The organism is Streptomyces sp. NPDC025638, from assembly GCF_055558775.1.
This window is the reverse complement of record NZ_JBVHLX010000036.1, coordinates 18361-33427: the sequence shown is the minus strand read 5'-3', so window position 1 is coordinate 33427 and position 15067 is coordinate 18361. Positions and strand designations below refer to the sequence as shown.

The 15067-nt window shown below is 69.6% G+C and carries 13 protein-coding genes; 5 read left to right on the top strand and 8 right to left on the bottom strand.

The features are described 5' to 3' along the window. Positions 1 to 535: 535 nt before the first annotated feature. The 3 genes from ACZ4EG_RS44790 to ACZ4EG_RS44780 form a co-directional block, all read right to left on the bottom strand. The gene (locus tag ACZ4EG_RS44790; RefSeq protein WP_467794809.1) at positions 536 to 2032 is read right to left on the bottom strand and encodes an AMP-binding protein; all 1497 of its coding nucleotides are present in this window, start codon (positions 2030 to 2032) and stop codon (positions 536 to 538) included. Between the two features lie 455 nt (positions 2033 to 2487). Then, positions 2488 to 2700 (bottom strand): hypothetical protein, encoded by a 213-nt coding sequence (locus ACZ4EG_RS44785; RefSeq protein WP_467794808.1) that lies wholly within the window; start codon positions 2698 to 2700, stop codon positions 2488 to 2490. 310 nt (positions 2701 to 3010) lie between these two features. Further along, positions 3011 to 3475, bottom strand: a complete 465-nt coding sequence (locus ACZ4EG_RS44780) for a MarR family winged helix-turn-helix transcriptional regulator (protein WP_467794807.1) — start codon at positions 3473 to 3475, stop codon at positions 3011 to 3013. 243 nt (positions 3476 to 3718) lie between these two features. Between ACZ4EG_RS44780 and ACZ4EG_RS44775 the strand changes: the two genes are divergently transcribed. From ACZ4EG_RS44775 to ACZ4EG_RS44755, 5 genes are all read left to right on the top strand, one after another. Then, positions 3719 to 5116 (top strand): MFS transporter, encoded by a 1398-nt coding sequence (locus tag ACZ4EG_RS44775; protein ID WP_467794806.1) that lies wholly within the window; start codon positions 3719 to 3721, stop codon positions 5114 to 5116. Positions 5117 to 5209: 93 nt separating this feature from the next. Continuing rightward, on the top strand, positions 5210 to 6136 hold the full coding sequence (locus ACZ4EG_RS44770) for an NADP-dependent oxidoreductase (RefSeq protein WP_467794805.1): 927 nt from the start codon (positions 5210 to 5212) through the stop codon (positions 6134 to 6136). A 92-nt stretch (positions 6137 to 6228) separates the two neighbouring features. Beyond that, positions 6229 to 6933 (top strand): type 1 glutamine amidotransferase domain-containing protein, encoded by a 705-nt coding sequence (locus tag ACZ4EG_RS44765; RefSeq protein WP_467794804.1) that lies wholly within the window; start codon positions 6229 to 6231, stop codon positions 6931 to 6933. An 82-nt stretch (positions 6934 to 7015) separates the two neighbouring features. Then, positions 7016 to 8335 carry an aldehyde dehydrogenase family protein gene (locus ACZ4EG_RS44760; protein ID WP_467794803.1) on the top strand — a complete coding sequence of 440 codons (1320 nt, stop codon included), beginning with the start codon at positions 7016 to 7018 and terminating at the stop codon, positions 8333 to 8335. Positions 8336 to 8382: 47 nt separating this feature from the next. Beyond that, a complete protein-coding gene (locus ACZ4EG_RS44755; RefSeq protein ID WP_467794802.1) occupies positions 8383 to 9432 on the top strand; it encodes an NADP-dependent oxidoreductase in 1050 nt (349 codons plus the stop codon). Between the two features lie 231 nt (positions 9433 to 9663). Here the strand turns inward: ACZ4EG_RS44755 and ACZ4EG_RS44750 are convergent, their stop codons facing one another. The 5 genes from ACZ4EG_RS44750 to ACZ4EG_RS44730 form a co-directional block, all read right to left on the bottom strand. Beyond that, a complete protein-coding gene (locus tag ACZ4EG_RS44750) occupies positions 9664 to 10548 on the bottom strand; it encodes an acyl-CoA thioesterase (protein ID WP_467794801.1) in 885 nt (294 codons plus the stop codon). Between the two features lie 20 nt (positions 10549 to 10568). After that, positions 10569 to 12227 (bottom strand): AMP-binding protein, encoded by a 1659-nt coding sequence (locus ACZ4EG_RS44745; RefSeq protein WP_467794800.1) that lies wholly within the window; start codon positions 12225 to 12227, stop codon positions 10569 to 10571. Between the two features lie 78 nt (positions 12228 to 12305). After that, complete coding sequence (locus tag ACZ4EG_RS44740; protein ID WP_453562282.1) at positions 12306 to 13103, bottom strand: SDR family oxidoreductase; 798 nt, start codon at positions 13101 to 13103, stop codon at positions 12306 to 12308. 153 nt (positions 13104 to 13256) lie between these two features. Beyond that, positions 13257 to 14291: a phosphotransferase family protein gene (locus ACZ4EG_RS44735; protein WP_453562283.1), complete on the bottom strand. Its 1035-nt coding sequence runs from the start codon at positions 14289 to 14291 to the stop codon at positions 13257 to 13259. After that, on the bottom strand, positions 14284 to 15066 hold the full coding sequence (locus ACZ4EG_RS44730) for an SDR family oxidoreductase (RefSeq protein WP_263214521.1): 783 nt from the start codon (positions 15064 to 15066) through the stop codon (positions 14284 to 14286). The genes ACZ4EG_RS44735 and ACZ4EG_RS44730 overlap by 8 nt, the downstream gene beginning before the upstream one ends. Position 15067: the final 1 nt, after the last annotated feature.

Genomic DNA, 15067 nt, shown 5'->3' with positions numbered 1-15067 from the left:
CCCCATTCACGCGCCCCTGACCAGCAGGATCCGTCTCGCCGCCTGCCTCCGACCGAGTGATCGACGCAAATTCCCTCGAATTGGGCAACAGGGTCATCGAGGTCTTCCACAACCGACAGCGGCGCCACTCAGCACTGGGCTACCGCACCCCGATCGAGTACGAACTACTCTCCGACCAAGACACCATCCCCGCCGCCAGTTAGCCACCGCAGCTGGAACCCAAACCGTGGGGCAGGTCAAGATGTCACCCGATCGTGCGGCAGACCCGTCAGCTCCAGGAACGGGAAGGTCGCTGCACAAGCCCCGCAGAATGGGACTGTGCGCGTCACGTTCCGGCTTCCGTCGGGATGGCATGGCTCGCAAGCCGTCATGGCTGGCGGTGAGGGTGTCCCAGGCGAGGAAGAATTTCCCGGCAATGGGATGGTTGAGGGTTTGATGACGGAGTCGAACAGCATGCCTCCCCGGCGGCGCGGGCGAGGCCGAGGCACCGCAGGTGGCTCGCCTGAGCCCGGCCAGTCGAGGCAGGAGACGCCCGTCAGACCTGTCGCGCCCCGGCCTCCGCGTATTGTGCACGGATGCGATGTTTGGCGATCTTGCCGTTGTCGTCACGCGGCAGGTCGTCGACGATCTCGATCTTCCGCGGGACCTTGAATCCGGCGAGCGTGGCTCGCAGGGCCTGGCCGAGCTCCCCCGGGTCGATGACGGCATCGCGCTCCGGTTGCACCAAGGCGTGCAGCCGCTCTCCGAATTCGGGGTCGGGCACACCGAACACCGCACAGTCGAGCACACCGGCCTGCCCGAGGATCGCGCTCTCGATCTCGGCCGGATAGATGTTGACTCCGCCGGAGATCACCATGTCCACCGCGCGATCGCAGATGTAGAGGTAACCGTCCGCGTCGAGGTACCCCATGTCCCCGAGGGTGATCAGGCCGTCCAAGGCGACGCGCTCACGCGCATCGGGCTGATTCCGGTAGGTGAAGTCCGTGTACGCCGGCTGCCGCACGTAGATGATCCCGGTCTCACCTGGGGCACAGTCCCCGCCGTCCGGGGAGACGATGCGGATCCGCGCCTCGCCGACCGGACGGCCGACACTGCCGGGACGCTCGAGTGCCTCCTTCGAGTCGATCACTGTGATCCAGCCGCTCTCGCTGGAGGCGTAGGTCTCGTACACGATCGGACCGAGCCAGTCGATCAGCGCCTGCTTCACCTCCGGAGCACAGGGCGCGCCCGTGGATCCGACGAACCGCAGGGAGGACAAGTCATAGCGCTCACGCACGCTGCGGGGCAGTTTCAGCAGGCGAACGTACATGGTCGGGACGCAGTACAGGGTGTCGATGCGGTGGCGTTCGATCAGGGCGAGCGTCTGCTCTGCGTCGAAGCGAGGCGCGATGACGAGGGTGTCGGCGATCTGGCTCGTCCACTGCGCAAAACCGCTCGGCGCACTGTGGTAAAGCGGAGCCGGTACGAGGGCACGGCAGCCGGCCCGTACCCCGAAACAGGCCTCCATCACCTCGAGGGACCGCCTCCGGTACAGCTCCAGTTCCCCGAGGGGTATGGGAGCACGGACCACTCCCTTGGGCCGCCCGGTCGTGCCCGAGGTGTAGGCCATGTGCCCACGCGGTGCGACGACCGGGCCGCTGTAATCGGACTGCCGCACGAGCCAGTTCTCGTACTCGACTGTTTCTCCGCCGGCATCGCCCGCGACGGCGAGTGTGGTGACGCCGTGGGGCAGCACGGCGCGTGCCGCACGGAGCAGATCGGCGTGGCCGATCACCGCCCGGGCGCCGCAGTCCTTGAGGATGTAGCCGATTTCGGACGGCGTGAAATGCCAGTTGAGCGGGCAGTAGGAGAACCCGCCGATGCGGCAGGCGAGGATGATGTCCACGCAGACGGGGTCGTTGCGCAGAAGCACCGCGACCACGTCGCCCTCGCGCATCCCCAGCGCCGCCAGCCCGCCGGCCAGTTTGCGCGCCCGGGCATCCAGTTCCTCGGGGGCGATCTCCCTGTCTTCGAAGCAGAGCGTTGCAGTCATGCCGAATCCTTGTCTCATGTCCGCGGAACGCGTTGTGCCCGGTGAACGCCTGGCCCGCACCAACTGGTGTGTTTGGGCCGTGCCCTCGTAGGTCGGCACTCCTGTTCGGCGGCGAACCATCGAAATTAAACTAGCGCTGCAAGTTTTTTTGGGAATGTAACCCGTGCCGCGCCGACTGTGAAGTCTTGGGCCGCGGAGCGCATGAGCGCGCCGGCATCTGCTGGGCGACCTGGGTTTCTGGGGCTGACGGTTCCCGAGGAGTACGGCGCCTCCGGTCGGCGACCACCCGAGCAGCACAAGGCGACTGGCTGCCCCGGCTCTGCGCGGGCCGGGCAGCAGGGTGCTTCGAGGTCGCTGAACCCGACGCGGGCTCCGACGCCGCCGGGCTCGTCACCCGGGCCGAGCGCGAGGGCACCGACTGGCCGATCAGAGGGCACCGACTGGCTGGTCACCGGTCAGAAGACGTTCGTCGCCAACGGCACCTGGGCCACCGCGGAGCTGAGCTTCGACGGCGGCAGAGTGCCGGACTTCCGTCCCAGTGAACGCGGCCAGGGCTTCCGGATCGCCGGGTCGGCGCCGGACAAGGGCCGGATGTCGGCGGCACCCGGGGCCGTGGAGGCGAGCTTGCCGCCCGGCTGCCGGTGTGGCGGGTCGCCGATCCCATCCACCGCCGCGAGCGGTACGGAACCGAGGCTTCCGCACTTGGCGGTCTGCGCTGGTGGCCGGAGGCCGGCCGCCCCAGTACGCGCCGATGATCGGGGCTTCCACCAAGTATCTGGTGGTCGGTGCCGCGACGAGCTCATTCGCCGGAGGGTTCGACGACGATGCGGGGGTCTACCTGGGCCGATATTCGCACCTGGCGGCGGCCCACCGTTTGCGCGAGCGCGCCGACAAGATCGACTCCGGCAGCTTCGAACCTCGCCCTCGACATGTTCCTCGGCGGTCTCACGGCACTGCACGCCCGGTTGCCGCTTTCATTCAGGTTGTCTCCTCGGGGTGCAGGCGTCCCAGCAGCTCGTAGAGACTACGGCGACCCTCCTCGTCCAGACGCGCAAAGGCCGCCGAGGTGGCCCGCATGTCGGCGCGGATGAGGCGGACCGCCTCCCTTCCCTCTTCCGTGGCGACCACGTTCTTGATCCGCCGGTCGGCCGCGTCGGCATGTCTGGAGACCAGTCCACGCGCCTCCAGCCGGTCGACGAGTCCGGTGATGTTGGAGGCATCGCAGGCGAGCCGTCCTGCGAGGGCCCGCATGGACAGCGGTTGCCGAAGCAGGATGAGCATCTTGGCCTGCGTCATGGTGAGCCCGTGCAGTGCGGCCGCCGCCGTCAGGTCCCGGTAGTAACCGGCAGCAGCGCGAGCCAAGCGCTCCATGAGTGCGTCGTGGACAGGGTCGCTGTCCTGCGCAGCGGAGCGGTCGGCGGGCGGGGCGGGGGTGTGGGCCATGCCTCAACTATAAGGGAAGCTCAAAGTTTGACATCCTCAACCATTGAGTTTTACCGTCTCCGTCATCGCTTGGCTGCATCAAGCATCTAATCCTCGACCAGTCCCCCGCCCGGTTCCCGCCACACACCCCGCCCCGCACCGGAGAACGCACCCGTGTCACAACCCCTTGATCCGCCGCACGGCCGCCCCCGAGCCGAGACCGCAGTCGTTCTTGCCCTGAGCCTCGCGGCGATGATCGTGTCGATGATGCAGACTCTGGTGGTGCCGATCCTCGGCCTGATCCAGAGCAGCCTCGGCGCGAGCTCCGCCGAGGTCAGCTGGGTCACCACCGCTACTCTGCTCTCGGCAGCCGTCTTCACTCCGCTGCTCGGCCGCTTCGGCGACCAGCACGGCAAGAAGCCGACCCTCATCGGCGTGCTGGCGGTGATGATCGTCGGCTCTGTCCTGGCCGCCACGACCGACTCGCTGCTCTGGCTGATCGTCGGCCGCGTGTTGCAGGGCGCCGCCACCGCGATCTTCCCGCTCGCCCTGTCGGTGCTCCGCGAGGAGGTTCCTGCCCGCCGTCTGCCGGGAGCGATGGCGCTGGTCAGCGGCACCCTGGCGTTCGGCAGCGGTTTCGCACTGGTCACCACCGGCCTGCTGACCCGCGGCGACGACGCCGATTACCACCGCGTCTTCTGGCTGGCCACCGGCCTCGCAGTGGTCACCCTGCTCGCCGTCGTCCTCCTCGTACCGGCGAGCCGCACCAAGACCGGCGGACGCACCGACATACTCGGCGCCCTCACCCTCGGCCTCTTCCTGGTTCTCCTGCTGCTGCCGATCTCCCAGGGCCACGAGTGGGGCTGGACCTCCGCCCGTACGCTGGGCAGCTTCACCGGAGCGGTCCTCATGGCCGGCGTCTGGAGCTTCACCGAGCGCCGCGTCCGCGAACCCATGGTCGACATGAGGATGTTCCTCCACCGCCCGGTGCTCTTCAGCAACCTCGCGGGCCTCTTCGTGGGATTCGGGATGTTCGCCCAGTTCCTCGGCGTCTCCTACCTGGCGCAGGTGCCGAGGGACGTCGCAGGCTACGGCTTCGGCGCCTCCGTACTCCGTGCCTCCGTCGAGTACCTGCTGCCCAGCACGATCGCGTCTCTCGTCACCTCCCAGTTCGGTGGCCTGCTGGTCCGCAGGATCGGCCCACGCCTCACCCTCACCCTCAGCGCAACGATGGGCATCGCCGGCTTCGCGTGGCTGGCCGCCGCACACTCCTCGACCGCCTCGGTCATCGGCGCCGGAATGGTGGTCGGAACAGCCATCAGCCTCGGCTACGCCGCGATGCCCGCCCTCATCGTCGCGGGGGTGCCACCCCACCAGACCGGCATCGCCAACGGCATCAATTCCATTTCCCGGTCCGTCGGCAGCTCGATCGGCAGCGCGCTGATCACCTCACTGCTCGCCTCCCGGACCATCGAGAACCTTCCGGCCGGAGTGCCCCCGCTGCCCGCCGAGAGCCAGTTCACCCTGAGCTTCGCCCTTGCCGGTGTCGCCTTCGCCTTCGTCCTGGCCCTCTCGCTGGTCGGCCTCGAGCGGGAACAGCAGGCGCCCCGTGTGGAACACCTGCCCGCCATGGAGCCGGCCGCTGCCACCACCGCTGCCTGACGAGCCCCACCGCGATCTGCACCACTGCACCACTGCACCACTGCACCACTGCACCACTGCACCACTGCACCACTGCACCAAGGAGTCAATCCCATGAAGGCCATCACCTACCGCACCTACGGCGGCCCGGACGTCCTGGAATACGGCGACGTCCCGAACCCGAAGCTCGGTGCGGACGCCGTGCTGGTCCGTGCGAAGGCGGCGTCCCTCAACCCGGTCGACTGGAAGATCCAGGCGGGATACCTGGACGCCGTCATGGACGCCGTCTTCCCCGTCATCCCCGGCTGGGACGTGGCGGGCGTCGTCGAGGAGACCGGTGCCGGGGTCACCGAGTTCGCTCCAGGTGACGAGGTGATCGGCTACGTCCGTGAGGACTTCGTCTCCCGCGGGACCTTCGCCGAGTACGTCGCCGCCCCGATCCGTACGCTCGCCCGCAAGCCCGCCAACCTCTCCTTCGAGGAGGCCGCCGGCCTCCCGCTGGTCGGCCTGACCGCATACCAGGCGCTGACACGATCCCTGCGGGTGCGGGCTGGCGACACCTTGCTGGTGCACGCCGCGGCGGGTGGCGTCGGCTCCCTGGCCGTACAGATCGCCAGGTCGCTCGGCGCCCGTGTCATCGGCACCGCCAGCGAGTACAACCACTCCTACCTGCGCGGGCTGGGAGCGGAGCCGGTCGCCTACGGAGAGGGCCTCACCGACCGTGTCCACGCCCTCGCGCCGCAGGGCGTGGACGCCGTCCTCGACCTCGTCGGCGGGGAAGCCCTGAAGGTCTCGCCGGGGCTGCTCGCCGAGGGCGGCCGCCTGACCTCGGCCGTGGACGGTGCCGTGCTCGGCCTCGGGGGCGGGTACGTCTTCGTGCGACCCGACGCCCGGGACCTGGAGGCTCTCACCGAGCTCGCCGAGCGCGGGGAGCTCCGGGTGGACGTGTCCGCCACGTTCCCCCTTGAGCAGGCCGCCGACGCCCAGCGCCTCAACCGCGAGGGCCACACCCGCGGCAAGATCATCATCACTGTCGCCTGAGCCACCGCTCGCCGCCGCACCACCACCGGCACCCTGCCGGACACCAAGCCCCCACCACCGCGCGACCCGCGCGCACTGTGAAGGAGACAGTTGTGACCGCAGTTCTGTTCGTCGTCACCGGCGCCGACCACTGGACGCTCGCCGACGGCACCCTGCACCCCACCGGCTACTGGGCCGAGGAACTCGCCACACCACACCGGCTGTTCCGCGAGGCCGGGCTCGATGTCACCATCGCCACACCCGGCGGCGCGGCTACGACCGTCGACGCCGTCAGCCTCGCCGCCGCGTCCACCGGCGGCAAGGAGCAGGCCGACGCCATCGCCGCGTACCTGGCTTCCATCCGCGCCGACCTGGAGAACCCGGTCAAGCTCGAAGAGGTCGACCTCGACGCGTACGACGCCGTCCTGTATCCCGGGGGCCACGGGCCCATGGAGGACCTCGCCGTCAACGCCGACTCCGGTCGCCTGCTCACCGCCGCACTGGACTCCGGCAAGCCGCTCGGCGTGCTGTGCCACGCCCCAGCGGCCCTGCTCGCCGCCCGGCGCGAGGACGGCAGCTGGCCGTTCGCCGGTTATCGCATGACCGGCTTCACCAACACCGAGGAGACCGCAGCCGGCTTCGCCGACAAGGCCAAGTGGCTGCTCCAGGACCGCCTGGTGGAACTGGGGGCCGACTTCCAGGCCGCGGCCCCGTTCAGCGAGCACGTCGTAGCGGACCGCAATCTGCACACCGGTCAGAACCCCGCCTCCTCGGCACGGCTCGCCCGGAACCTCATCGACATCCTGAACCGCGGCTGATCCCCCTGTCGACGCCGACGCCCGGCCTGCCCCGCGGCGCGGCGACAAGCCCCCGCCCCCGTACCGCACCTGTGAGGGAATCATGAACAACCCCGCGCCCGAGCAGCCCGCCGAGCTTGTCGCCCGGCTGCGCGCCACCTTCCGCACCGGCAGGACCAAGCCCGTGGCCTGGCGGACCGAGCAGCTGCACCGGATGCGTACCCTGCTCACCGAGCAGGGGAAGACATTCGCCGCGGCGCTCCACGCCGACTTGGGAAAGAGCTCCACCGAGTCCTACCGCACGGAGATCGACTTCGTCATACGCGAGATCGACCACACCCTGGAGCATCTCGACGGGTGGCTGCGCCCCGAACCGGCCCCCGTCCCCGCGTTCATCGGCGAGGCGAGTGCCTGGACGCAGTACGACCCCCTGGGGGTCGTCCTGGTCATCGCCCCGTGGAACTACCCGGCGCAGCTGCTGCTGGCCCCGGTGGCCGGTGCCCTGGCAGCGGGCAACACGGTGGTCGCCAAGCCCAGCGAACTGGCCCCGGCCACGTCCGCCGCCCTGGCCCGCCTCGTGCCGCAGTACCTCGACACCGACGCGGTCGCCGTGGTCGAAGGCGGGGTCCCGGAGACCACCGCCCTGCTCGAGCAGCGCTTCGACCACATCCTCTACACCGGCAACGGCGCGGTCGGCCGCATCGTGATGGCCGCGGCCGCCCGTCACCTCACGCCCGTCACCCTCGAACTGGGTGGCAAGTCCCCGGCGTTCGTGGACACGGCCACCGACCTCGACACCGTCGCCGCCCGCCTCGCGGCCGGGAAGTTCCTCAACGCCGGGCAGACCTGCGTCGCGCCCGACTACGTCCTTACCGACCCCGAGACCGCACGTGCTCTGGAGGCCGCCCTGCCCAAGGCCGTCGAGGGGCTGTACGGGTCCGACCCCGCCGCCTCCCCGGAGTACGGCCGTATCGTCAACGAACGCCACTTCGACCGGCTGACCGCTCTCCTCGACTCCGGCCGTCAGGTCACCGGCGGCGCGTACGACCGCGAGACGAAGTACATCGCGCCGACCGTCCTGGCCGAGGTGTCACCGGACGCGCCCGTCATGCAGGAGGAGATCTTCGGCCCGATCCTCCCGATCGTCGCAGTGGCCGGGCTCGACGAGGCGATCGACTTCATCAACGACCGCGACAAGCCGCTGGCCCTGTATGCGTTCACCGACTCCGACACCACCCGGGAGCGGCTCGCCGCCGAAACCTCCTCCGGCGGCCTGGGGTTCGGCCTGCCGGTGGCCCATCTCACCATTTCCGACCTGCCGTTCGGGGGCGTCGGGGAAAGCGGCATGGGCAGCTACCACGGCCGCTACTCCATCGAGACTTTCAGCCACCGCAAAGCCGTGCTCGCCAAGCCCCTCAGCTGATCCACTCCCAGCCGTGCGTGAACACGGCGGAAAGGGACATTTCCACCATGAGCGCTCTCCCCACCACCAGCCGCGAATGGCACCTGGTCGCCCGCCCGAACGGTGTGCCCCGGCCGCAGGACTTCGCCCTGCGCGAGGTTCCCGTCGCCGAGCCCGGCTCCGGTCAGATCCTCGTACGCAACGTGCACCTGTCGGTCGACCCTTACATGCGCGGCCGGATGAACGACGTGAAGTCCTACGTCCCTCCCTTCCGGCTGAACCAGCCGATGGACGGGGGTGCGGTCGGCGTCGTCGTCGCCGTGGGCGATGATTCCTCCGCCGACGCCCTCGCCGTCGGTGATCACGTCCTGCACGGGCTCGGCTGGCGGGAGTACGCACTCCTGGACGCGGCAAACGCCGTGAAGGTCGACGCCGGGACCGCTCCCCTGGGCACGTACCTCGGTGTCCTCGGCATGCCCGGACTGACCGCCTACGCGGGCCTGCTGCGCGTGGCGGAGTTCCACGAGGGTGACACTGTCTTCGTCTCCGGCGCGGCCGGTGCGGTCGGCAGCGAGGTCGGACAGATCGCCCGGCTCAAGGGTGCCAAGCGGGTCATCGGCAGCGCCGGCTCGGACGAGAAGGTCCGACTGCTCCTCGAGAAGTACGGTTTCGACGCCGCCTTCAACTACAAGAACGGGCCCGTGGCCGAGCAGCTCAGGGCGGCGGCCCCGGACGGCATCGACGTCTACTTCGACAACGTCGGCGGCGACCACCTCGAGGCGGCGATCGATGCCCTCAACGTGCACGGCCGGGCAGCGCTGTGCGGGGCCATCGCCCAGTACAACGCCACCGAGCCGGCCCCCGGCCCGCGCAACCTCGCGCTCGCCATCGGCAAGCGCCTCACCCTGCGCGGCCTGCTGGTCTCCGACCACAACGACCTGCAACAGCAGTTCGTGCAGGAGGTCGGCGGCTGGATCTGCGAAGGGAAGCTCCACTACGAGGAGACCGTCGTGGAAGGCATCGAGAACAACGTCGAGGCATTCCTCGGCATGCTCCGCGGCGACAACACCGGCAAGATGATCGTCACCCTCGCGGCACAGGCCGCGGTCGGCAACTGACCATCCGGGAGCGGACCGCACGCCGCGGTCCGCACTCCGCTCAGCCCGCTGGGCCCGGCGCTCCTGCTACCGGGCCCAGCTGGGTTGTGCACAGTGTCAAGGGGGCACTGCTCGGCAGGTCGCATCGACTACGACGCGCAGCTGACCGCTGTCGATCAAAGAATCGCTGTGCGTCCGATGACGCTGTACTGGGTGGACATGGGTGACACCACTTCCTTGACGAATCGGTGGTCAACGCGGGTCGGGGACAACTGAAGCGGGGGATGGCAGGGACATCTCCCTGTCACCGCGCGCCGTCGGCCGGGACCGGTCGAAGCGCATGAGTCCCTCCTGCGCGACGGCGGCCACCAGACGCCCGCCCGTGTCGAACAGCCTTCCGCGGGTGAGCGCCCGGCCGTGCTCGGCCGACGGGGAGACCTGGTCGTACAGCAGCCACTCGTCGGCGCGGAAGGGACGCAGGAACCACAGCGAATGGTCCAACGACGCACCCTGTACGGCGGTTCGGGGATGTGGCAGCCGCGCGGAGCCCAGCAGCGCCATGTCGCTGAGATAGGTCAGTGCGCAGGCGTGGACGGCACCGTCGTCCGGCAGCGGACGTCCGTACCGGATCCACACCCGCTGGCAGGCCGGTGCCCCCGGGACGTGACTGGTCTCGCCCCTGGGCACCCATCGCATCTCCCAGTCGCGCCACTCCGCGGGCCGCGGCATGCCCCAGCCGTTGATGCGGTCGGACTCCGGGATGTCGTCAGGTGCCGGCACCGCCGGAATGCCCACCTGGTGGGAGAACCCTTCGTCCCCGCGATGGAACGACGCCGTCACCGTGAAGATCGCCTCCCCCGCCTGAACTGCGGTCACCCGGCGGGTGCAGAAGCTGCCGCCGTCGCGGATCCGCTCGACCAGATGGTCGGTCGGCTCGTGCGGACGGCCGGGCCGCAGGAAGTACCCGTGCAGCGAGTGAGCCGAGTACGACCGGTCGAGGGTACGCGCCGCGGCCATCAGCGACTGGGCGGCGATCTGGCCACCGAACGTCCGCGCCCACTCGCTGGGGATCGGGCCGGACCGGAACCGGTCCGGGCCGATCTCGTCGAGGGCCAGGACCTCTGGCAGGCCGGCCATGCTTCGGCTCCTCTCGCTCGTCACGCGGACGTCGCCCCGCGCAGTTCACGGCGCAGGATCTTGCCGCTGGTGGTCTTGGGCAGCTCGTCCCGGATGCTGACGGTCCGAGGGGCCTTGTAGGCGGCCAGGTGCTCGCGGCAGTAGGCGACCAGCTCTTCGGGCTCGACGGATCCTTCGGGCCTGAGACTGACAAAAGCCGCCACCGTCTCGCCGCGGTAGGGGTCGGACACACCGACCACGGCCGCTTCGCGCACCGCGGGATGCTGGTAGAGGACGTCCTCGACCTCGCGAGGCCACACCTTGAACCCTGAGGCGTTGATCATGTCCTTCTTGCGGTCCACCACGTAGACCCAGCCCTGCCGGTCCACGAAACCGACGTCGCCGGTGAGCAGCCGCCCGTTCGGGATCGACTCAGCGGTGGCCTCGGGCCGGTTCCAGTACGCGGGCACCACCATGGGGCCTTCGACCGCGATCTCGCCGACCTCGTTCGGTCCAAGGTCCCTGCCCTCCTCGTCGACGATGCGTACCATCGCGGTCGGAAGGGGCAGGCCGATCGACAAGGTGCCCGAGTCAGGATCCACGGGAGCCTCCCTGCCCGCGGGCACCACCACGCAAGGGGCACTGGTCTCCGTGAGCCCGTAGCCGTTGCGGATATACAGTCCCGCCTGCTCCCGGAACCGCTCGACGACCGCGGGCGGCAGCGGGGCGCCGCCGGAGTTGAGGGTCCTCAGCGAGGTGAACGCCTCGGCGGAGAAGTCTCGGTGGGCCATCAGCGCCATGTATGCGGTGGACGGCCCGACCATGTAGGCGGGCCGTTCCCGCCTCAGCGCGTCGATCACCACGCCCGGCTCGAAGCGGTAGGCGAGTACCAGGGGGCTCGCCAGGTCGACCGCGTTGAGCAGTTGGACGACCATGCCGGTGATGTGGAACAGCGGGGCCAGCGCGAAGATCGGCGACCCCGGGGGGATCTCGTCGTACAGCCGCAGCAGGACCGCGTTGACGGTCAGGTTGCGATGGGTGTTGGTCGCCCCCTTCGGCAGTCCGCTGGTGCCGGAGGTGTAGGAGATCAGTGCGATGTCTTCGGGTGCCGGCCCGGGATGGGTCGGTCGCCGCCCCGCCCGTGCCCTCGCCACGTCGAGGATGTCGTCCGCGCCCTCGTCGCGCTGCCGGGTCAGACCGGCGTAGATGCGCGCGTCGTCCAGAGTTTGCAGGTCCAGCGGGCTGGCGGTGAGCGCTGTCGTCACCCCCGCCGCGGTGGCCCGCTCCCGGACGTGCTCCGCCCAGGCCTGCTCGTCGCACACGATCGCCGACACCCCCGCGTCGGTGAGGATGTGCGCGAGTTCGTCCCGGTACATCGGGTTCAGCGGTACGACCGCGCCGCCCGCCTTCCAGGCACCGAACAGCGCCAGCACGAACTGCGGAACGTTCTGCAGGTACAGCGCCAGCCGGTCGCCGGGACGGAAGCCGCGCTCGAGCAGGTAGTGCGCCACCCCGTCGGTGAGCTCGTCCACCTCCCGGTAGGTCAGCGTGCCACCGAGGTAGGTGATGGCCGGGTCCTGGGGGGCGGTGGCCACCGCGTCGGCCAGCAACTCCAGCGTGGTGTGGTCGGGGACCGGTTCCACCTCCGCCATCCGTTCGGTGTACTGCGCCGTCCACGGCCTGTCGTCGAACCAGCTCATCGCGGCCGAACCCGCCTTTCAGGGAAGAGAGTGTGTGGGGGTTTCGCTTGCGGCGTGGTGACCTTCACATGCGGCCGGTCAGCGCGTCCCGGAGATCCCGCCGTCCACGGGGATCACCGTGCCCGTCAGGTATGCGCCCGCGCGGGAGGCGAGGAAGATCGCCGGACTCGCGATGTCCTCAGGGGTGCCGACGCGGCCGAGGGGCACCCGTTCGACCACGGCGTCCCGCAGCTCGCGGTCGTCCAGGACGTGCGCCATCATCTTGGTCGGGAACGGGCCAGGCGCAAGGGCGTTGACTGTGATGTGATCACTCGCCAGCGTGGCGGCCATCTTGCGGGTCAGCATGTGCACCGCCGCCTTGCTCGCGACGTAGGAGAAGTTGTCGGACGCGGAGACGACGAGCCCGTCGATCGACCCGATGTTGATCACTCGCGCGGGGTCCTCCGCGGTGGCGGCCGCCCGCAACTGCGGCAGCAGCCGTTGCGTCAGCGAGAAGACAGCCTTGACGTTGACGTTCAGCACTTTGTCGAAGCCCGAGTCGGGGAACTCGCCGATCGGCGCGCCCCAGGCGGCTCCCGCATTGTTGACCAGGACGTTCAGCCGCGGGGCGACCTCCGCGACCCGCTCGGCCAAGCTCTCGAGGCCCGCGGCCGTGGACAGATCCGCCGGGTGCGCCAGACAGGTTCCGGCGCCGGGGGACGTCAGTGCGGACAACTGAGCTGCCGCCTTCTCGCACGCCTCGGCCTTGCGGGAACTGATGATCACCGTGGCCCCGGCGGCAACAAATCCGTGCGCGATCATCAGCCCGATTCCGCGTGAACCGCCGGTCACGACCACGGTCTTTCCGCTGACATCGAACAGTGCGGCGGGGTTCACGACACCACCCCGATCCGCTCTGCCGCGCCCTTGCCGCCGCCGATGCACGCCTTCCCGATCGGCGTACGCGCCGTCGATACGAGGACCGCTTGCCTCATCACCGCTCCTTTCCTGTATGCGTGAGTGTCAAAGTCCCGTGGGCAGGCGATCGGTTCAGATACCTGCCGTGTCCGCCACGTCGTGGGCCTTCGCCACCAGTGCGTCGATGCGCTCTGCGGTCGGAGTCCCGGACGCGGCCTTGTTCCGCGGTTCATCCATCGCGCGGCGCATGACGCCCTCCGCGATGATCGCGACCTTCCACAGTCCCAGCGTGTGCCAGTAGCCCAGCGTCGTCAGGTCGCGTCCCGACGCCGCCAAGTAGGCAGCCACGAGTTCCTCGCGGGTCGGGAAGCCGTCGAGAGCGGTCGCGACGAAGTCGCCCGAGGTGTTCTCACCCTTGGCCGGCCAGTAGGCCAGCAGGCTGCCCATGTCCGCCAGTGGATCCCCCAGCGTCGACAGCTCCCAGTCGAGCACCGCGGTCACCTCCCCGCTGTCGTGGGAGGTGATGACGTTGCGCAGATGGAAGTCGCCGTGCACGAGCGTCAGTTCGCGCTGCTCCGGGACGGCCGCGACGAGGCGCCGGGTGAGGTCCTCCAGGGCGGGCAGCTCGCGGGTCCTGGACCTCTCCCACTGGGCCGACCACCGCTTGAGCTGACGTTGCGCGTACGGCTTGTGGCTGGCCAGACCGGTCAGCCCGGTCACCTCGAGATCGACCGCGTGTATCTTCGCCAGCGTCCGCGGCAACGACATCCCGATCGCCCGGCGGCGCTCGGGCGTCAACGACCGCGCGATCGACATCCTGTCGACGACCTGGCCGTCCACGAACTCCATGAGCAGCAGCGGGACGTCGGTCACGGCGGGATCGTCTGTCAACCCGAGCACCCGCGGAGTCGGGACGGCGGTGCCCTCCAGCGCGGTCAGAATCCGCGCCTCGCGGGCCACGTCGTGCGCCGACGCCAGCAGGAGACCCAGCGGTGGGCGCCGCAGCACCCACCTGCGGCCGTTCTGGTCCCGTACCAGGTAGGTCAGATTCGACTGGCCGAGCCCGATCCGGTCGAAGGTCAACGGCCCGGCGAAGTCGACGCCGAGGGTCTCGAACCAGCGGCTCACCGCCCCGGCGTCGATTCCGACGATGTCCGCGCTAGACACCGATGCCGGCTCCCCGCCTGAACGGGAGCGCGTCACCGAGCAGCTGCCCGCCGTCGATCACCATCGTCTCACCGGTGATCCAACTCGCCGCGTCCGAGACGAGAAACGCGACCGCCGAGGCGATGTCGGCAGGCTCCCCTATGCGGCCCAGCGCCATCGATGCGGACACGGCCTGCTCGTGCTCCTTCCACAGGGCCTCGGCCAGCTTCGTGCGCACCACACCCGGTGCCACCGCATTGACGCGAACCTTCGGCGAGAGTTCCAGGGCCAGTTGCTTTGTGAGGTGGATCAGTGCGGCCTTCGACGCGTTGTACAACCCGATGTTCGCCTCGGAGGCCATGCCGCCGACCGACGCGGTGTTGACGACCACACCGCCGTGCTCGCCCATCCAGGCCCGCGTGGCCAGCCCCGTCCACAGGACGGGAGCCCACAGGTTCACGTCGAAGGTCTTGGCGAACCTGCCGTGGTCCTGATCGATGACCGGCCCGAAGGCCGGGTTGGTCCCCGCGTTGTTGACGAGGATGTCCAGGCTCCCGAAGCGCTCAAGCGTCAGATCCACACAGTGCCGGGCCGCTTCTTCGTCGACCGCGTGCGCACCGACGCCGACCGCCGTGCCCCCGACCTGGGCCGCGGCGGCGTCAGCCGCCTCCTGGTACCGGGAGGTGAGGACGACGTTTGCGCCGGCGGCGGCGATGGCCTGGGCGATCGCCAGCCCGATCCCGCGCGAGGCGCCCGTGACGACGGCGGTGCGACCCGTGAGATCCAGTCCCGCCATC

What these genes read in the sequence shown, in the direction of transcription:
- ACZ4EG_RS44760 (WP_467794803.1), top strand. Translation starts at nt 7,016, where the DNA reads ATGAACAACCCCGCGCCCGAGCAGCCCGCCGAGCTTGTCGCCCGGCTG.
- ACZ4EG_RS44775 (WP_467794806.1), top strand. Translation starts at nt 3,719, where the DNA reads ATGATGCAGACTCTGGTGGTGCCGATCCTCGGCCTGATCCAGAGCAGC.
- ACZ4EG_RS44750 (WP_467794801.1), bottom strand. Translation starts at nt 10,548, where the DNA reads ATGGCCGGCCTGCCAGAGGTCCTGGCCCTCGACGAGATCGGCCCGGAC.
- ACZ4EG_RS44770 (WP_467794805.1), top strand. Translation starts at nt 5,210, where the DNA reads ATGAAGGCCATCACCTACCGCACCTACGGCGGCCCGGACGTCCTGGAA.
- ACZ4EG_RS44780 (WP_467794807.1), bottom strand. Translation starts at nt 3,475, where the DNA reads ATGGCCCACACCCCCGCCCCGCCCGCCGACCGCTCCGCTGCGCAGGAC.
- ACZ4EG_RS44790 (WP_467794809.1), bottom strand. Translation starts at nt 2,032, where the DNA reads ATGACTGCAACGCTCTGCTTCGAAGACAGGGAGATCGCCCCCGAGGAA.
- ACZ4EG_RS44745 (WP_467794800.1), bottom strand. Translation starts at nt 12,227, where the DNA reads ATGAGCTGGTTCGACGACAGGCCGTGGACGGCGCAGTACACCGAACGG.
- ACZ4EG_RS44730 (WP_263214521.1), bottom strand. Translation starts at nt 15,066, where the DNA reads ATGGCGGGACTGGATCTCACGGGTCGCACCGCCGTCGTCACGGGCGCC.
- ACZ4EG_RS44755 (WP_467794802.1), top strand. Translation starts at nt 8,383, where the DNA reads ATGAGCGCTCTCCCCACCACCAGCCGCGAATGGCACCTGGTCGCCCGC.